Annotated in this window: 13 protein-coding genes; 3 read left to right on the top strand and 10 right to left on the bottom strand. The window is 63.2% G+C overall.

What is annotated here, in order from left to right:
* Positions 1-88 precede the first annotated feature (88 nt).
* A complete protein-coding gene (locus R9B85_RS06745) occupies positions 89-553 on the top strand; it encodes a glycine zipper 2TM domain-containing protein (RefSeq protein WP_112250657.1) in 465 nt (154 codons plus the stop codon).
* A 68-nt stretch (positions 554-621) separates the two neighbouring features.
* On the opposite strand, the gene nhaA is transcribed toward R9B85_RS06745, so the two are convergent.
* From nhaA to R9B85_RS06705, 8 genes are all read right to left on the bottom strand, one after another.
* The gene (gene nhaA / locus R9B85_RS06740) at positions 622-1,797 is read right to left on the bottom strand and encodes a Na+/H+ antiporter NhaA (RefSeq protein WP_112250659.1); all 1,176 of its coding nucleotides are present in this window, start codon (positions 1,795-1,797) and stop codon (positions 622-624) included.
* Positions 1,798-2,108: 311 nt separating this feature from the next.
* Positions 2,109-3,716 (bottom strand): NAD(P)/FAD-dependent oxidoreductase, encoded by a 1,608-nt coding sequence (locus R9B85_RS06735; protein WP_046614721.1) that lies wholly within the window; start codon positions 3,714-3,716, stop codon positions 2,109-2,111.
* A 103-nt stretch (positions 3,717-3,819) separates the two neighbouring features.
* The gene (locus tag R9B85_RS06730; RefSeq protein ID WP_025340360.1) at positions 3,820-4,494 is read right to left on the bottom strand and encodes a COG3650 family protein; all 675 of its coding nucleotides are present in this window, start codon (positions 4,492-4,494) and stop codon (positions 3,820-3,822) included.
* 240 nt (positions 4,495-4,734) lie between these two features.
* The gene (locus R9B85_RS06725; protein WP_013973921.1) at positions 4,735-5,436 is read right to left on the bottom strand and encodes an ABC transporter ATP-binding protein; all 702 of its coding nucleotides are present in this window, start codon (positions 5,434-5,436) and stop codon (positions 4,735-4,737) included.
* On the bottom strand, positions 5,437-6,204 hold the full coding sequence (gene livG, locus R9B85_RS06720) for a high-affinity branched-chain amino acid ABC transporter ATP-binding protein LivG (RefSeq protein ID WP_025340358.1): 768 nt from the start codon (positions 6,202-6,204) through the stop codon (positions 5,437-5,439).
* Positions 6,201-7,457, bottom strand: a complete 1,257-nt coding sequence (locus R9B85_RS06715; RefSeq protein WP_112250662.1) for a high-affinity branched-chain amino acid ABC transporter permease LivM — start codon at positions 7,455-7,457, stop codon at positions 6,201-6,203. Before R9B85_RS06715 ends, livG begins: the two co-directional genes overlap by 4 nt.
* A complete protein-coding gene (gene livH / locus R9B85_RS06710; RefSeq protein ID WP_025340356.1) occupies positions 7,454-8,377 on the bottom strand; it encodes a high-affinity branched-chain amino acid ABC transporter permease LivH in 924 nt (307 codons plus the stop codon). The genes R9B85_RS06715 and livH overlap by 4 nt, the downstream gene beginning before the upstream one ends.
* A gap of 186 nt (positions 8,378-8,563) precedes the next feature.
* On the bottom strand, positions 8,564-9,679 hold the full coding sequence (locus R9B85_RS06705) for a branched-chain amino acid ABC transporter substrate-binding protein (protein ID WP_423770919.1): 1,116 nt from the start codon (positions 9,677-9,679) through the stop codon (positions 8,564-8,566).
* 360 nt (positions 9,680-10,039) lie between these two features.
* Between R9B85_RS06705 and R9B85_RS06700 the strand changes: the two genes are divergently transcribed.
* A complete protein-coding gene (locus R9B85_RS06700; RefSeq protein ID WP_112250665.1) occupies positions 10,040-10,351 on the top strand; it encodes a DUF2288 domain-containing protein in 312 nt (103 codons plus the stop codon).
* A gap of 264 nt (positions 10,352-10,615) precedes the next feature.
* Positions 10,616-11,503 (top strand): NAD(P)-dependent oxidoreductase, encoded by an 888-nt coding sequence (locus R9B85_RS06695; RefSeq protein WP_207879975.1) that lies wholly within the window; start codon positions 10,616-10,618, stop codon positions 11,501-11,503.
* Here the strand turns inward: R9B85_RS06695 and R9B85_RS06690 are convergent.
* Together R9B85_RS06690 and rapA are read right to left on the bottom strand one after the other, a co-directional pair.
* A complete protein-coding gene (locus R9B85_RS06690; protein WP_423771055.1) occupies positions 11,403-13,667 on the bottom strand; it encodes a putative bifunctional diguanylate cyclase/phosphodiesterase in 2,265 nt (754 codons plus the stop codon). The genes R9B85_RS06695 and R9B85_RS06690 overlap by 101 nt on opposite strands.
* A 317-nt stretch (positions 13,668-13,984) precedes the next feature.
* Positions 13,985-16,831, bottom strand: a complete 2,847-nt coding sequence (rapA, locus tag R9B85_RS06685; RefSeq protein ID WP_423770918.1) for an RNA polymerase-associated protein RapA — start codon at positions 16,829-16,831, stop codon at positions 13,985-13,987.
* Positions 16,832-16,958: the final 127 nt, after the last annotated feature.

The raw sequence follows: 16,958 nt of genomic DNA, 5'->3' as shown, positions 1-16,958 counted from the left end.
TGAATGAAAACAATTTTATTACGTTTGTACCGTGACAGCCGTCAACGTGCAGCGTCTAATGAGCACCTGACTTATGGAGACTTTACCCATGCGTAAATCCGCTTTGCTGGTGGCGACCTTTACCACCATGTCGCTGTTGCTGGGTGGCTGTGCCTCGAGCCTGACCGGTGACAGCTACTCCCGTGATGAGGCCCGCCGCGTGCAAACCGTGCGCATGGGCACCATCGAGTCCTTGCGTCCGGTCAAGATCGAGGGCACCAAGACCCCGATCGGTGGTGGCGCGGGCGCCATCGTCGGTGGCGTGGCCGGCAGCGCCGTGGGTGGTGGCCGTGGCAGCATCGTTGCTGCCGTGATCGGTGCTGTTGCCGGTGGCTTGGCCGGTTCCGCCGCCGAAGAAGGCCTGACTCGTACCCAAGGTGTCGAAATCACCGTGCGTGAGGATGATGGCAGCATGCGTGCCTATGTGCAGGCCGTGCAGCAGAACGAGATCTTCCGCGTTGGCGACCGCGTGCGCATCATGACTGTCGATGGCACCAGCCGCGTCACGCGCTGACCGTAGCCCAACAAGAAAAACCCCGACATGGCGCTCGCCAGTCGGGGTTTTTTCATGCTGCGGCAAGGTCAGCCGACGTTGGGCTTGCGGCTGGCCATGGCGGTTACCGCATAGCCGATCACGGCGGCGAAGAACGAGCCGGTGAGAATGCCCATGCGGTCCATCCCGGCGTAATCACTGCTGCCAGGCACAAAGGCGAGCGAGCCAACGAACAGGCTCATGGTGAAGCCGATACCGCAAAGTATCGCCACACCCAGCAATTGCCCCCAACTGGCGCCGGCAGGCAGCGCGGCCAGGCGTAGCTTGATCGCGACCCAGGTCAGGCCGAAGACACCCACGGTCTTGCCCAGCAGCAGCCCGACGGTGATGCCCAGTGGCACCGGGTGGGTGAAGCTTTCTACGGTCATGCCTGCCAGCGATACACCGGCATTGGCAAAAGCGAACAGTGGCAGGATGGCGTAGGCGACCCAGGGATGCAGGGCGTGTTCCAGGGCAAGCAGTGGCGAGCGTTCGGCATGGCGCGTGCGCAGCGGGATGCACAAGGCCAGGGCAACACCGGCCAGAGTGGCATGCACGCCGCTCTTGAGCACGCAGACCCAGAGGATCAGGCCAACGACCATGTACGGCCCAAGCTTGACCACACCAAGCCGGTTCATGGCCACCAGCACTACCAGGCAGGCGGCGGCCAGCAGCAGTGACACGCTCGACAGGGTACCCGAGTAGAACAGGGCAATGACGATGATCGCACCCAGGTCGTCGATGATCGCCAGGGTCATCAGGAACAGTTTCAGCGACACCGGCACGCGCTTGCCCAGCAGGGCCAGTACGCCGAGGGCGAAGGCGATGTCGGTGGCGGTAGGGATCGCCCAGCCGGCCACGGCTGCCGGGTTGTCACGGTTGATGAACCAGTAGAGCAATGCCGGGATCACCATGCCGCCCACGGCGGCGGTGGCAGGCAGGATCACCTGGGAGGGCTTGGACAGGTGGCCGTCGACCACCTCGCGCTTGACCTCCAGGCCGATGAGCAGGAAGAACAGCGCCATCAGGCCGTCGTTGATCCACAGCAGCAGCGGTTTGGCGATTTGCAGCGCGCCGACCTGGACGGCGACGGGCACGTCGAGCAGGCCGCTGTACAGGTAGGAAAGCGGCGAATTGTTGATGACCAGGGCCAGGATGGCTGCAGCGATCAGCAACAGGCCGCTGGCGGCTTCGAGCTGGAAGAAGCGGGTGAACAGGCTACGCACGGGCTATAGGCTCTCCATGAGCAGTTAAGATGGAACGGGCATACACCCTAGCCTGTGACGATATGCTTTCAAACAAAAACTATATTCGTTTTTGTTATATGGTGTTACTGGCTGGGCTGAGGGAAGCCTAGATGCAGATGGGGAAGGAGTGGGGAGGGGAAGTCTGATATTTGCTGTGGATTTTTCTGATGTCTGCAGTGGCCCTTTCGCGGGTAAACCCGCTCCCACAGGTACTTCACAGTCTTCAATACCTGTGAAGTACCTGTGGGAGCGGGTTTACCCGCGAAGAGGCCCTCGCAGGCAACAAAGGATCAGAGGCCGAGCATATCCCGCGCCACCGCCTCGGCAATGCGAATCCCATCGACCCCCGCCGACAGGATCCCGCCTGCATACCCGGCCCCTTCACCCGCCGGGAACAGCCCCTTCAGGTTCAGGCTCTGGAAGTCCTCACCGCGGGTAATGCGCAGCGGCGACGAGGTGCGGGTCTCGATCCCGGTCAGCACTGCATCATGCAGGTTGTAACCCTTGATCTGCCGGTCGAACGCCGGCAGTGCCTCGCGAATGGCCTCGATGGCAAAGTCCGGCAGGCTCGGCGCCAGGTCGCCCAGGGTCACGCCCGGTTTGTAGGACGGCTCGACACTGCCCAGCGCAGTCGACGGTCGGCCGGCGACGAAGTCACCCACCAGCTGCGCCGGGGCCTGGTAGTTGCTGCCGCCCATCACGTAGGCGTGGGCTTCCAGGCGTTCCTGCAGCTCGATGCCGGCCAGCGGGCCGCCCGGGTAATCGCGCTCGGGGTCGATGCCGACGACAATGCCGGAGTTGGCGTTGCGCTCGTTACGCGAGTACTGGCTCATGCCGTTGGTAACCACCCGGCCTGGCTCGCTGGTGGCGGCGACCACAGTGCCGCCCGGGCACATGCAGAAGCTGTACACCGAACGGCCATTCTTGGCGTGGTACACCAGTTTGTAGTCGGCGGCACCGAGTTTCGGGTGGCCGGCGTACTTGCCCAGGCGCGCCTTGTCGATCAGCGTTTGCGGGTGCTCGATACGGAAGCCCACAGAGAAGGGCTTGGCTTCCATGTACACGCCCTTGGCGTGCAGCATGCGGAAAGTGTCGCGAGCACTGTGGCCCAGGGCTAGTACCACATGGCGCGAGTGCAGCTGTTCGCCGCTCTCCAGCACTACGCCGGTCAGTTGCCCATCCTCGATCAGCAGGTCGGTGACCTTCTGCTGGAAGCGCACCTCGGCGCCGAGGGCGATCATGTCCTGACGCATCTGCTCGACCATGCCAGTCAGGCGGAAGGTACCGATGTGCGGCTTGTTGATATACAGGATCTCATCCGGCGCACCGGCCTTGACGAACTCTTCCAGCACCTTGCGGCCGTGGTGCTGCGGGTCCTTGATCTGGCTGTACAGTTTGCCGTCGGAGAAGGTACCGGCGCCGCCTTCGCCGAACTGCACGTTGGATTCCGGGTTGAGCACGCTCTTGCGCCACAGGCCCCAGGTGTCCTTGGTGCGCTGACGCACTTCCTTGCCGCGCTCGAGGATGATCGGCTTGAAGCCCATCTGTGCCAGCAACAGGCCGGCGAAGATGCCGCACGGGCCGAAGCCGACCACGATCGGGCGTTCCTGCAGATCGGCAGGGGCCTGGCCGACGAACTTGTAGGTTACGTCTGGCGCCGGGCCAATGTTGCGATCGTCGGCGAATTTGCTGAGCAGTTCGGCTTCGTTGCTGGCTTCCAGGTCGATGGTGTAGATGAACAGCAGTTCGCTGTTCTTCTTGCGCGCATCGTAGCTGCGCTTGAACAGGTTGAAGCTGAGCAGTTGCTCGTCGCGGATGCCCAGGCGCTGGACGATGGCTTCACGCAGGGCTTCGTCGGGATGGTCCAGGGGCAGCTTCAGTTCGGTGATTCGTAGCATGGCAGGGTCCAGTATCCCGGCCATGGGCGGCCGGCGGCTTTACACAAACCGCCAAGTATAAGCTGTTCGCCGCCCGGACTGGCAGGATAAAAGCGCCCGGCGATCAGTTGTCGCGTGCGCCGCCGTAGTAGCCGCAGCCCTGCAGGGTCTTGCCGTCAATGCGCAGTTCGGCGCGCAGGTGGTGGATGGCACCGGTGGCGGTATCCACGCAGCGTTGTGGCGCGACCCACAGCTCCACGTGCTGGCCGTTGGCTTCGCTGGTCAGGGTCAGGCCGCCGCCGGGCACTTCTTCTTCCAGGAAGGGCAGGGGCAGGGGTTCCTGGCCGACGCGGTTGAGCACCATGCCTTTGCCGCTGGCCTTGATGTCCCATTCCGGTTCGTGGCCGTTGGCGCGCAGGGTCAGCTGCTTGAAGTTGGGGTCTTCACAGGCGCGGGTGGAAGGTTCCAGGCGGTAAAGGCGGCGTACTTCCAGCTGGCCGTCGTTGTTGGCCTGCCTGCTGCCGGTGAGGCGGCCACGGACGTCGGCGAACAGCTTGTCGTTGGCATCCTTGGCGAGGTTGGCGGCTTCCTGCAGGATGCCGGTGGCGGCGACGTCGTTGATCACGAAGGTACGGTTTTCGCTGCACGGCTTGAACAGCAGCTGGCCACCGGCGGCACGCAGCTCGCCCTGCATGCGCGTGGTGCCGATGTTCGGGTCGCTGGGGGCGTCAGCCATCAGCTGGCAGCCGGCGAACAGGGGCAGCAGGGCGGTGAGCAGCAGGGTGGGAGTGAGGCGCATGGGGCGGGCTCCGGGGGAATCTTTTGCCAAGGAGCTGGCCACGTTACTCAGGCTTTGCCGGGATCACAAGTTTTCGGTCAACTGTGCTGGCTTCTTCGCGGGTAAACCCGCTCCCACAGGGGTAGCGCAAGGCTTGAGTGTGGCGCCGTACCTGTGGGAGCGGGTTTACCCGCGAAGAGGGCTGCACAGGCGACACAAAACCGGCAGGCAGAAAAAAGGGCCCGAAGGCCCTTTTCCCGATCACCCCCCCAGGTACGCGTCGCGCACCTTCGGGTCGGTCAGCAGTGCTTCACCTGTCCCTTGCATCACCACCCGGCCGTTCTCCAGCACGTACGCCCGATCAGCAATCTTCAGCGCCTGGTTGGCGTTCTGCTCCACCAGGAACACCGTCACGCCATCACGGCGCAGCTGTTCGATGATGTCGAAGATCTGCTGGATGATGATCGGCGCCAGGCCCAGCGAGGGCTCGTCGAGCAGCAGCAGCTTGGGCTTGCTCATCAGCGCCCGGCCAATGGCGAGCATCTGCTGCTCGCCACCGGACATGGTGCCGCCACGCTGGATATAACGCTCCTTCAGGCGCGGGAACAGCTGCAGCACCTTGTCCAGTTGCTCCTGGTAATCGCCCTTGTCGGTGAAGAAACCACCCATTGCCAGGTTTTCCTCGACGGTCAGGCGGGAGAACACACGGCGGCCTTCCGGCACTACCGCGATGCTCTTGCGCATGATGTGCGAGGACGGCTGGCCGACCAGTTCTTCACCCAGGTACTTGATGCTGCCGCTGTGCGCCTGCGGCGAGCCGCACAGGGTCATCAGCAAGGTCGACTTGCCGGCACCGTTGGCGCCGATCAGGGTAACGATCTCGCCCTGGTTGATCTCCACGTTGACGCTGTGCAGCGCCTGGATCTTGCCGTAGAAGGTGGAAACGTTTTCGAACTTCAGCATTTACGCTTCCCCCAGGTAGGCTTTGATCACGTCAGGGTTGTCGCGGATCTCTTCCGGCGTGCCGTGGGCCAGTGGGGTGCCCTGGTTGATCACCACGATATGGTCGGAAATGCTCATCACCAGCTTCATGTCGTGTTCGATCAGCAGCACGGTGACGTTGTGTGATTCGCGCAGGTAGGCGATCAGCGCCTTGAGGTCTTCGGTCTCCTTCGGGTTCAGGCCGGCTGCCGGTTCGTCGAGCATGATGATGCGCGGCTGGGTCATCATGCAGCGGGCGATTTCCAGGCGGCGCTGTTGGCCGTAGGCGAGGGTGCCGGCGGTACGGTTGGCGAACTCGGTCAGGTTGACCTTCTCCAGCCAGTACTGGGCGCGCTCCATGGCCTCCTTCTCGCTGCGGCGGAAGTTCGGGGTCTTGAACAGGCCGGCGAAGAAGTTGGTGTTCAGGTGGCGATGCTGGGCGATCAGCAGGTTTTCCAGCGCAGTCATTTCCTTGAACAGGCGCACGTTCTGGAAGGTCCGCACCACGCCCTTGCGGGCGATCTGGTGCCCGGCCAGGCCCTGGATCGGCTGGCCATCGAGCAGGATGGTGCCGCCGCTGGGCTTGTAGAAGCCGGTCAGGCAGTTGAACACCGTGGTCTTGCCGGCGCCGTTCGGGCCGATCAGTGCCACCACCTGTTTTTCCTTGACGGTCAGGCCCACGCCGTTGACCGCCAACAAGCCGCCGAAGCGCATGCTCAGGCCGCTGACTTGCAGAATTTCACGGCTCATCGATGCAGCTCCATGTGTGGTCGTTGCATAGGCAGCAGGCCCTGCGGACGCCAGATCATCATCAACACCATCAGCGCACCGAACATCAGCATCCGGTATTCGCTGAACTCACGCATCAGCTCGGGCAGCAGGATCATCACGATGGCCGCGAGAATCACGCCCAGTTGTGAGCCCATGCCGCCAAGCACGACGATGGCGAGGATGATCGCCGACTCGATGAAGGTAAACGACTCCGGCGTCACCAGGCCCTGGCGCGCAGCGAAGAAGCTGCCGGCGAAACCGGCGAAGCAGGCGCCCAGGGTGAATGCCGAGAGCTTGATCACGGTCGGGTTCAGGCCCAGTGCACGGCAGGCGATCTCGTCTTCGCGCAGGGCTTCCCAGGCGCGGCCGATCGGCATGCGCAGCAGGCGGTTGATAACGAACAGCGCCAGCAGGGCCAGCAGCAGAGCCACCAGGTAGAGGAAGATGACCTTGTTGATCGAGTTGTATTCCAGCCCGAAGAACTCGTGGAAGGTCTGCATGCCCTCGGCGGCACGGCGTTCGAAGGTCAGGCCGAAGAGCTCCGGCTTGGGGATGTTGCTGATGCCGTTGGGGCCGCCGGTCCAGTCGGTGAGGTTACGCAGGAACAGGCGGATGATCTCGCCGAAGCCGAGGGTCACGATCGCCAGGTAGTCACCGCGCAGGCGCAGCACCGGGAAGCCGAGCAGGAAGCCGAAGGTAGCGGCCATCAGGCCGGCGATCGGCAGGCATACCCAGAAGCTCCAGCCCAGGTAGTGCGAGAGCATGGCATAGCTGTAGGCGCCGACGGCGTAGAAGCCGACGTAACCGAGGTCGAGCAGGCCTGCCAGACCGACCACGATGTTCAGGCCCAGGCCCAGCAACACGTAGATCAGGATCAGCGTGGCAATGTCGACTGCACCGCGCGAACCGAAGAACGGCCACACCAGTGCCGCGACGATCAGGCCCAGGATCACGTAGCGCTGGGTCTTCGGCAGGGTCAGGTAGTTGCTGACGGCCGGCGGGATCAGCTTGCGATCCGAACGGCGGCCCATCACCGAACTCCACTGCTTGTCGAACAGCACACGCAGGAACATCAGCACCGAACACACGGCAATGATGCTGATAGTGAACGAGCCCTGGCTGTGCACCACTAGGCTGATGCCGTCGATGCTCAGTTTCAGGCCCAGTACCGGGAAGGCCACGGCCCATACCAGCAAGGCGCTGAAGAACGCCTGTTTGAGATTTCTGTTCATACTTTTTCAACCTCCGGGCGGCCCAGGATGCCGGTCGGCCGGAATAGCAGGACAAGAACCAACAAGCCGAATGCCACCACGTCCTTGTACTGGTCGCCGAAGATATCGGCACCGAACGCTTCGGCCACGCCCAGCACCAGCCCGCCGAGCATGGCGCCCGGAATGCTGCCGATGCCACCCAGCACCGCCGCGGTGAAAGCCTTCAGGCCCACCAGGAAACCGGCGTTGGGGTTGATCACCCCGTACTGCATGCTCAGCAGCACGGCCGCCACCGCCGCCAGGGCGGCACCGATGACGAAGGTGAGGGCGATGATGTTGTTGGTGTTGATGCCCAGCAGGTTGGCCATCTTGATGTCCTCGGCACAGGCGCGGCAGGCGCGGCCCAGGCGGGAACGGGAGATGAACAGGGTGAGGCAGGTCATGGCCACCAGGGTGACCACGAACACCAGGATCTGCATGTAGCTGATCAGTACTTCCTCCGCGCCACCCGGCCCGAACGAGAAGCTTCCGGGGATCAAGTTGGGGATGGACTTGTCCTTGGAGTCTTGCGACAGCAAGACGGTGTTCTGCAGGAAGATCGACATGCCGATGGCGGAAATCAGCGGGATCAGGCGGTTGCTGTTGCGCAAGGGGCGGTAGGCAACCCGTTCGATGCTGTAGCCATAGGCACTGGTGACGAAGATCGTCGCGACGAAGGCGACGGTCATCAGGATCGGCAGCGAATGGATACCCATCATGGCCAGGCCCGCCAGGGCGATGAAGGCCACGTAGGAACCGATCATGTACACCTCGCCGTGGGCGAAGTTGATCATGCCAATGATGCCGTACACCATCGTGTAGCCGATGGCGATCAAGGCATAGGTGCTGCCGATGGTCAATCCATTAACCAGTTGTTGGAAGAAATGGTAGATCTCAGGCATTACAGCGCTCCTAAAAACCTGATTTGCATTTCGCTGGCGGGGGTACGGCCAGGAAACCGCGGGTGACGGTTTTAAGATTTTCAGGTGAACCCGCCCCCGGATCGCGGGGATCAGGCCCATGAACCTCGTAAAACAAAGCCCACTGCTCGCACAGTGGGCTTCTACGGTCAGCTATTAGTCACGCAGTTACTGAGGGGAGACTTCGGTCTTCGGCTTGCCGAAGTGCCATTCGTAGACCACGAACTTGAAGTCTTTCAGGTCGCCTTTGACGTCGTAGGACAGATCACCGGTCGGGGTCTTGAAGGTGCCGGCGTGGATGGCCTCGGCCACCTTCTCGGCGTCTTCGGACTTGGCGGCCTTGATGCCCTGGGCGATCAGCTCGACAGCCGAGTAGGCCGGGAACACGAACGGGCCGCTTGGGTCCTTGCCGTCAGCCTTGATGGCGTCGACGATCTTCTTGTTCGCAGGGTCCGCGTCGAACGACTTCGGCAGGGTCACCAGCAGGCCTTCGGAGGCGTTCTGGGCGATCTGCGAGATGGAGTCGTTACCCACGCCTTCCGGGCCCATGAACTTGGCTTTCAGGCCTTTTTCCTGGGCTTGGCGCAGGATCAGGCCCAGCTCTGGGTGGTAGCCGCCGTAGTAGACGAAGTCGACGTTGTTCTGCTTGAGCTTCTGGATGATCGAGGAGAAGTCCTTGTCACCGGCGTTCAGGCCTTCGAACACGGCAACCTTGGTGCCTTTGCCTTCCAGAGTCTGCTTGACCGCGGTAGCGATGCCTTCACCGTACTGCTGCTTGTCGTGCAGGACGGCGACTACCTTCGGCTTGACGTGGTCGGCGATGTAGTTGCCGGCAGCCGGGCCCTGGGCGCTGTCCAGGCCGATGGTACGGAAGATCAGCTTGTAGCCACGGGCGGTGATTTCCGGGGAGGTGGCGGCCGGGGTGATCATGATCACGCCTTCGTCTTCGTAGATGTCGGACGCAGGCTGGGTGGAGCTGGAGCACAGGTGACCGATGACGAACTTGACGCCGTCGTTGACCACTTTGTTGGCGACTGCAACGGCCTGTTTAGGATCGCAGGCGTCGTCGTATTCCTTGGCTTCGAGCATCTTGCCATCCACGCCGCCCGCGGCGTTGATATCCTTGATGGCTTGCTTGGCGCCGATGAACTGCATGTCGCCGTACTGGGTTACAGGGCCGGTCTTGGGGCCTGCAATCCCGATCTTGATGGTATCGGCGGCAAACGAATGGCTGGCTACCCCTGCCAGAACCATTGCGGCGAACAGCTTGGAAATCTTGATCATAGTGCTCCACTCATTCTGTTGTAATTCTTATAGTCCTGGCGGCCAGGGCTACAGACCGGGCGGGATTTGCGGCGTGGCCATGCCAACGCGCAAGCCCACCTTCCCCCGGAACATGTCCCGGAACTGTACCGGTACAGTGTAGAGCGCTGCCCGAGCGCTTGAAAAGCGGTCGAAAAGTGCCTGCTTCCTGGGTTGTCGCATGGTCGACACAAAGATACAGAAAGGCGCCATCAAACTGCCTGCATCTGCGACCCCGCCCCACAAGTTTCGGGATCAATCGACCAAATTACATATTTGAAACCGGGTTTTTCTGCAAAAATGCCGACCTTTTTTATTGGCCGATTTTTGCGGATACCACCCATGACTGATCACACAAGCACCCTCTATGCCAAATTGCTTGGCGAGACGGCAATCATCGAGTGGAAAGCGCTGGAGCGTTTCTGGGCCAAGGGTGACCTGATTTGGGTCGACCCAAGCCTGGACCTGATTGCCGTTGCCGAGGCAATGGCCGAGAATCGCAGCGAGATCTTCGCCAAGTGGCGTAGTGATGGCACTGTTGGGCCGGTGACCGCCGAGCAGGCCCAGGACCTGCAAAGCCGCGATCCAGAGATTTGGGCGGTGGTGGTTTCGCCATTCATCGTGATCCAGGCGAAGCGCCCTCTCGATGCATGATCGCTTTTGGTGCGCGAAAATGCGCAGCCGCCTCGTTTTGGTGCTTGCAGGCGTTCAAGGCGGGTAGAGGTAAGTAACAATTCGGCGTGGCGGTAACAGTTTACGGGATGCGTAATGGGGGCTGCCTTGCAGCCCATCGCCGGCAAGCCAGCTCCCACAGGTGAGGTGCAGCCCTGTAAAGCTGCACCGAACCCTGTGGGAGCTGGCTTGCCGGCGATGGGCCGCACAGCGGCCCCCGGTTATTCGAATAGTCAGGAGTCATCGATGAGCACTGCACTACCTTCGCTTGGATTCGCCGGCATCGGCCTGATGGGCCTGCCCATGTGCCGGCGCCTGTTGGCAGCGGGCTACCCGCTGACGGTGTGGAACCGCAGCCCGGACAAGTGCGCTGCACTGGTCACCGCCGGCGCGCGCCTGGCCAGCAACCCTGCCGAACTGTGCCGCGACAGCGACATGCTGCTGCTGTGCCTGGCCGACACGGCCGTGGTCCGCGAGGTGGTGTTCGGCGAGCAAGGCATTGCCCAGGGCGGGCGTAGTGGTCAGTTGCTGATCGATTTCTCCAGCCTTGAGCCAACCGCCACCCGTGAAATGGCCGCCGAACTGGCAGCGCTGTGCGGTATGGCCTGGCTGGACGCGCCAGTTTCCGGCGGCACGCCCGGGGCCGAAGCCGGCACCCTGGCGATCATGGTCGGTGGCGAGTCGGCCGACCTGGAGCGTGCGCGCCCGGTACTGCAGGTACTTGGCCAGCGCGTGACGCACATGGGGGCGGTGGGCGCAGGCCAGGTGACCAAGGCCTGCAACCAGATGATCGTGGCCTGCAATGCCCTGGTGATCGCCGAAGTGGTGGCCTTGGCTGAACAGTCCGGGGTCGACGCGACGCTGATCGCCGAAGCGCTGGCGGGCGGTTTTGCCGACTCCAAACCGTTGCAGATCCTCGCTCCGCAAATGGCCGAGAGCCGCTTCGAGCCGATCAAGTGGCACGTGCGCACGCTGCTCAAGGACCTCGATGGCGCGGTCAAGTTCTCCCGCGAGCAAGGCTCGGCGACGCCGCTCAGTGGCCTTGCCGCACAATTGATGCGCCTGCACGCAAGCCAGGGGTATCTGCAAAAAGATCCGGCGACACTGGTTGAGCTGTATCGCAGCAAGGGCTGAATAGGCCGCCCTGGTGCTGAAGCCGCTCCAGCAACGAGCGCAGTTCGGCCAGCGGCTCCGGGCGGCCCAGCAGGTAGCCTTGCAGGTAGTCGCAGCCGTGGGCTTCGAGAAACGCCAGCTGTTCGGCGTTTTCCACGCCCTCGCTGACCACCTGCAGATGGAGGGTATGCGCCATGACGATGATCGCCTGGACGATCTCGCGGTCCTTCTGGTTGCCTGGCACATCCTGCAGGAAGCTGCGGTCGATCTTCAGCACATCCAGCGGCAGGCGCTTGAGGTAGGCCAGTGACGAGTAGCCGGTGCCGAAGTCATCGATCGACAGCGCCACGCCCTGGGCGCGCACGCGCTTGAGCAGGTTGACCGTACGCTGGATGTCACCCATCAGGGCGTTCTCGGTCACTTCCAGCTCCAGCTGGCAGGGCGCGAGCCCGGCGTGGAACAGCGCCTTCTCCACCTCGTTGGGCAGTTCGTCGTGGCTGAGGGTGACGGCCGAGCAATTGACCGTGACCTTGAGGTTGCCATGGCCGTGGCGCTGCAGGTAGGCCAGGTCGGCGCAGGCGTGGCGCAGCACCCACAGGTCAAGGTCGATGATCAGGCCGTTGGCTTCGGCGATGGCAATGAAACGATCGGGCCCGAGCAGGCCGTGTTGCGGGTGTCGCCAGCGCACCAGGGCTTCCAGTTTGGCCACTTGCCTGCTGCGCAGGTCGAAGATCGGCTGGTAATGCACGCACAGCCCATGCTCCTCGAGCAGGGCCACCCGCAATTCCTCTTCCAGTTGCAGGGCAATCGAGGCCTGGGTCTTCAGGCTGTCGTTGAAGAAGTTCAGGCTGTTGCGCCCGTTGCCCTTGGACTGGTACAGCGCGAGGTCTGCGTGCTTGAGCAGTTCTTCGGCGGTGGTGCCGTCGTCGGGGAAGATGCTGATGCCGATGCTGGTGGTCATGACCATGCGCCGACCGCCCAGGTCGATGGGCTCCTTCATCCGCTGCATGATGCGCTGGGCCAGGTGGCGGGCTTCGTCGCGGTTGTTGAGGCTGGTGACCACGCAGAACTCGTCGCCGCCAAAGCGCGCGACCAGGTCGTGGTTGCGGGTGGCGGCCTTGATGTGGCTGGCGATCACTTTGAGCAGTTCGTCGCCGGCGTCGTGGCCGAGGCTGTCATTGATGCGCTTGAAATGGTCGATATCGAGGAACATCACTGCCAGGTGGCTTTCCGTGGCCTGGTGTTCGGCCAGGCGTTCGGCGAACACCTGGTTGAAACCTCGGCGGTTGACCAGGTTGGTCAGGGCATCGTAGTGCGCGGCCTGCTGCAGCGAAGCCCGGGCCTGGTCCAGCTGGCTGAGCAACACGCTGACCCGCCGCAGGTCGTGTTCCTTGCTTTGCAGCTTCTTGTCGGCCAGCGCGGTACTGATGCTGGCAGCACTGATCAGCAGGGTGATGAAGCCGATGCCGAGCGCCAGTTGCAGGCTGTTGTCGCCAGAGGGCAGGCGCAGGGCAGTGTCTGCCGGGATGACCAGGGTCATGGCCGACATCGCGCTGAAGTGGGTGGCGACTATGCCGCCGGCCATCAGCAGGCTGGCGCCGTATTTCATGGCGTGGTGCAAGGTGCCGCTGCCATGACGGAAGTAGCGTGCCAGGCACAGCGCCGTCAGGCTGGTCAGCAGGGCAATGGTGGCAGATGCCAGCAGCAGGCCGGTCTGGTAGTACTGGCGGGCTCCGGTTTCCAGGGCGGCCATGCCGACGAAGTGCATGAGGATGATGCCCAGGCCAATCAGCACTGCACTTTGCAGGTAGTGGTGCGTGCGCATCTGGCTGCGGTCGAGGCTGTGCATGGCCAGCCAGGCGACGGCCAGGGCGATGAGCAGCGACAGGATGGTAAGGGAAACGTCATAGTGCACTTCCACTGGCGCCTGGAAAGCCAGCATGCTGATGAAGTGCATGGCCCAGATGCCACCTGCCAGGCAGCAGGCACCGAGCATGTTCCATTGTCGGTGGGCGGTGGGGTCTTCGCTGTGGGATTGGCGCTCGGCCATGTCCAGGGTGGCGAAGCAGGCCGCACAGGCGACGAGGTAGGCGAGCAGAACCAGGAACGGTTCATGCCGGCAATCAATGACGATGCGCCCGGTTGCCGGCAGGTCGGCGAACAGTTGCAGCCCCAGCCACTCCATGGAATGCCTCATGATCGAGTTTTCACTCGTCTGCGCTACAACCCTGTGCAGACTGTCCAGAGGCAGTATAGGAAGAGGTGGTTAAGCCTTCCTGACTAATGGCACATTGATTTCTACGATTTGGTTATGAACCTGATCGCAGCAGGGAATATGTACTTGGTTTCTGAAAATTGGCCCCCTGTGGGAGCGGCCTTGTGTCGCGAAAGGGCTGCAAAGCAGCCCCAGCAATTTCAATTATTGCGCCAATTCTGGGGCCGCGTTGCGGCCCTTTCGCGACACAAGGCCGCTCCCACAAAGGCGGTGGTGTCTGACCGGTATCAGCCAGCCACCAGCACGCGAATGGCCTCCAGGCGCAGGGCGGCCTTTTCCAGCATCGCCAGGCCCTCTTCGCGCTGCTTGCGCAGCGCTTCGATCTCGCTGTCGCGCACACTCGGGTTGACTGCTTGCAGCGCGACCAGGCGGGCCAGCTCCTCGTCGGCCTCCGCTTTCAGGCGACGCTGGGCCTCGGCCACGCGCTCGACGTGGGCCGGTAGGACCTTGGCCTCGCCACTGCCGATACGCTGGGCCAGCATGTCACGCTGGGCCTGGACGAACTTGTTGGCGCTGGCGCGCGGCACGCTTTCCAGCTGGTCGTTGAGGGTTTCGAAGGCCACGCGCGATGCCAGATCGTTGCCATTGGCATCAAGCAGGCAGCGCAATGCTGCCGGTGGCAGGTAACGGCCCAGTTGCAGGCTGCGCGGTGCCACCACCTCGCTGACGAACAGCAGTTCAAGCAGCACGGTACCGGGTTTGAGCGCTTTGTTCTTGATCAGCGCCACGGCGGTGTTGCCCATCGAGCCGGACAGCACCAGGTCCATGCCGCCTTGCACCATCGGGTGTTCCCAGGTGAGGAACTGCATGTCCTCGCGCGACAGCGCCTGGCCACGGTCGTAGGTGATGGTCACGCCTTCGTCGTCGCCCAGCGGGAAGCTGGCGTCGAGCATCTTCTCGCTCGGCTTGAGGATCAGCGCGTTCTCGGAATGGTCTTCGCTGTCGATGCCGAAGGCGTCGAACAGGGTTTCCATGTAGATCGGCAGGGCGAACTGGTCGTCCTGTTCGAGAATGTCCTCGACCAGCGCCTGGCCTTCGCCGGCACCGCCGGAGTTGAGTTCCAGCAGGCGGTCACGGCCGGTATGCAGTTCGGCTTCCAGGCGTTCGCGCTCGCTGCGGGCGTCGGCCACCAGTGCTTCCCAGGCCTTGCTTTCGCCGCTTTCGAGCAGTGGCAGCAGGCGTGGGCCGAACTGATGCTGCAGTGCATTACCAGTAGGGCAGGTGTTGAGGAAGGCGTTGAGCCCTTCGTGGTACCACTGGAACAGGCGCTCTTGCGGGCTGTCCTGCAGGTACGGGATATGCAGCTGGATGGTGTGCTTCTGGCCGATGCGGTCGAGGCGGCCGATGCGCTGTTCGAGCAGGTCCGGGTGCGCTGGCAGGTCGAACATCACCAGATGGTGGGCAAACTGGAAGTTGCGGCCTTCGCTGCCGATCTCGGAGCAGATCAGCACCTGCGCGCCGAACTCTTCGTCGGCGAAGTAGGCGGCGGCACGGTCGCGTTCGAGGATGCTCATGCCTTCATGGAACACCGAGGCCGGGATGCCCGAGCGTACGCGCAGGGCGTCTTCCAGGTCCATTGCGGTTTCGGCATGGGCGCAGATCACCAGCACCTTGGTGCGCTTGAGCATCTTCAGGGTGTCGATCAGCCAGTCGACGCGCGGGTCGAAACGCCACCAGCGCTCGTCGTCGGCCACCTCGCCCTGGGCCTGGAAGGCAACTTCCGGGTACAGCTCGGCATGTTCGCCGGCTGGCAGGTCGCGGTACTGCTCGGGCGTTGCCAGTGGGTAAGGGTGCAGCTGGCGCTCAGGGAAGCCCTGGACCGCCGCGCGGGTGTTACGGAACAGCACGCGGCCGGTGCCGTGGCGGTCGAGCAGCTCACGGATCAGGCGCGCGCTGGCCTGGGTATCGCCGTCGCTGACCGCTGCCAGCAGGGCTTCGCCTTCGGCACCCAGGAAACCCTGGATGGTGGCGTGGGCCTTGGGTGACAGGCGGCCTTCGTCGAGCAGTTCCTGTACGGCTTCGGCCACCGGGCGATAGTGCTCGCTCTCGGCGCGGAAGGCGGCCAGGTCATGGAAACGGTTGGGGTCGAGCAGGCGCAGGCGGGCGAAGTGGCTGTCCTGGCCGAGCTGCTCTGGGGTGGCGGTGAGCAGCAGCACGCCCGGGATCACCTGGGCCAGCTGTTCGACCAGGCCGTATTCGGCGCTGACCTGGTCTTCGTGCCAGACCAGGTGGTGGGCTTCGTCCACTACCATCAGGTCCCAGCCGGCGGCGAACAGCGCGTCCTGGGCCTTTTCGTCTTCGACCAGCCACTCCAGGGCCACCAGCGCCAGCTGGGCATCCTCGAACGGGTTGCTGGCGTCGCTTTCGATGAAGCGCTCGGCGTCGAACAGGGCCACCTGCAGGTTGAAGCGGCGGCGCATTTCCACCAGCCATTGGTGCTGGAGGTTTTCCGGCACCAGGATCAGCACGCGGCTGGCGCGGCCGGACAGCAGCTGGCGGTGGATCACCAGGCCGGCCTCGATGGTTTTGCCCAGGCCCACTTCGTCGGCCAGCAAGACGCGCGGCGCGCTGCGGTCGGCGACTTCGCGAGCGATGTGCAACTGGTGGGCGATGGGTTGGGCGCGGCAGCCGCCCAGGCCCCACAGCGCCGACTGCATCTGCTTGCTGGTGTGCAGCAGGGTGTTGTAGCGCAGGCTGAACCACGACAGCGGGTCGATCTGCCCGGCGAACAGGCGGTCGCTGGCCAGGCGGAACTGGATGAAGTTCGACAGCTGGGTTTCCGGCAGGGTGCGCGGCTGGTTTTGCCCGTCCAGGCCGTGATAGACCATCAGCCCGTCGATATCCTCGACCTCGCGCACAGTCAGCTTCCAGCCTTCGAAGTGGGTGATCTGGTCACCTGGCGAGAAGCGCACGCGGGTCAGCGGCGCATTGCGCAGGGAATACTGGCGGGTGTCGCCAGTGGCCGGGTAGAGCACGGTCAACAGGCGGCCATCCTGCGCCAGGATGGTACCCAGGCCGAGCTCGGCTTCGCTGTCGCTGATCCAGCGTTGCCCCGGTTGATACTGCTGCGCCATACTGCCTGAACTCCCGCGATGAAAAAGCCGATTATGTTAACGGATCGGCCGGTCAGACCAAAGTGCCGAGCGCATCGAAAGGTGCCGAATTGCGATAGCAAGTGCGATAGGTAGCAACAGTCTAGTC

It is taken from the genome of Pseudomonas sp. NLJ1 (assembly GCF_049486705.1).
In the GTDB taxonomy this organism is placed as follows: domain Bacteria; phylum Pseudomonadota; class Gammaproteobacteria; order Pseudomonadales; family Pseudomonadaceae; genus Aquipseudomonas; species Aquipseudomonas inefficax.
This window is presented reverse-complemented; position numbering and strand designations above follow the sequence as displayed.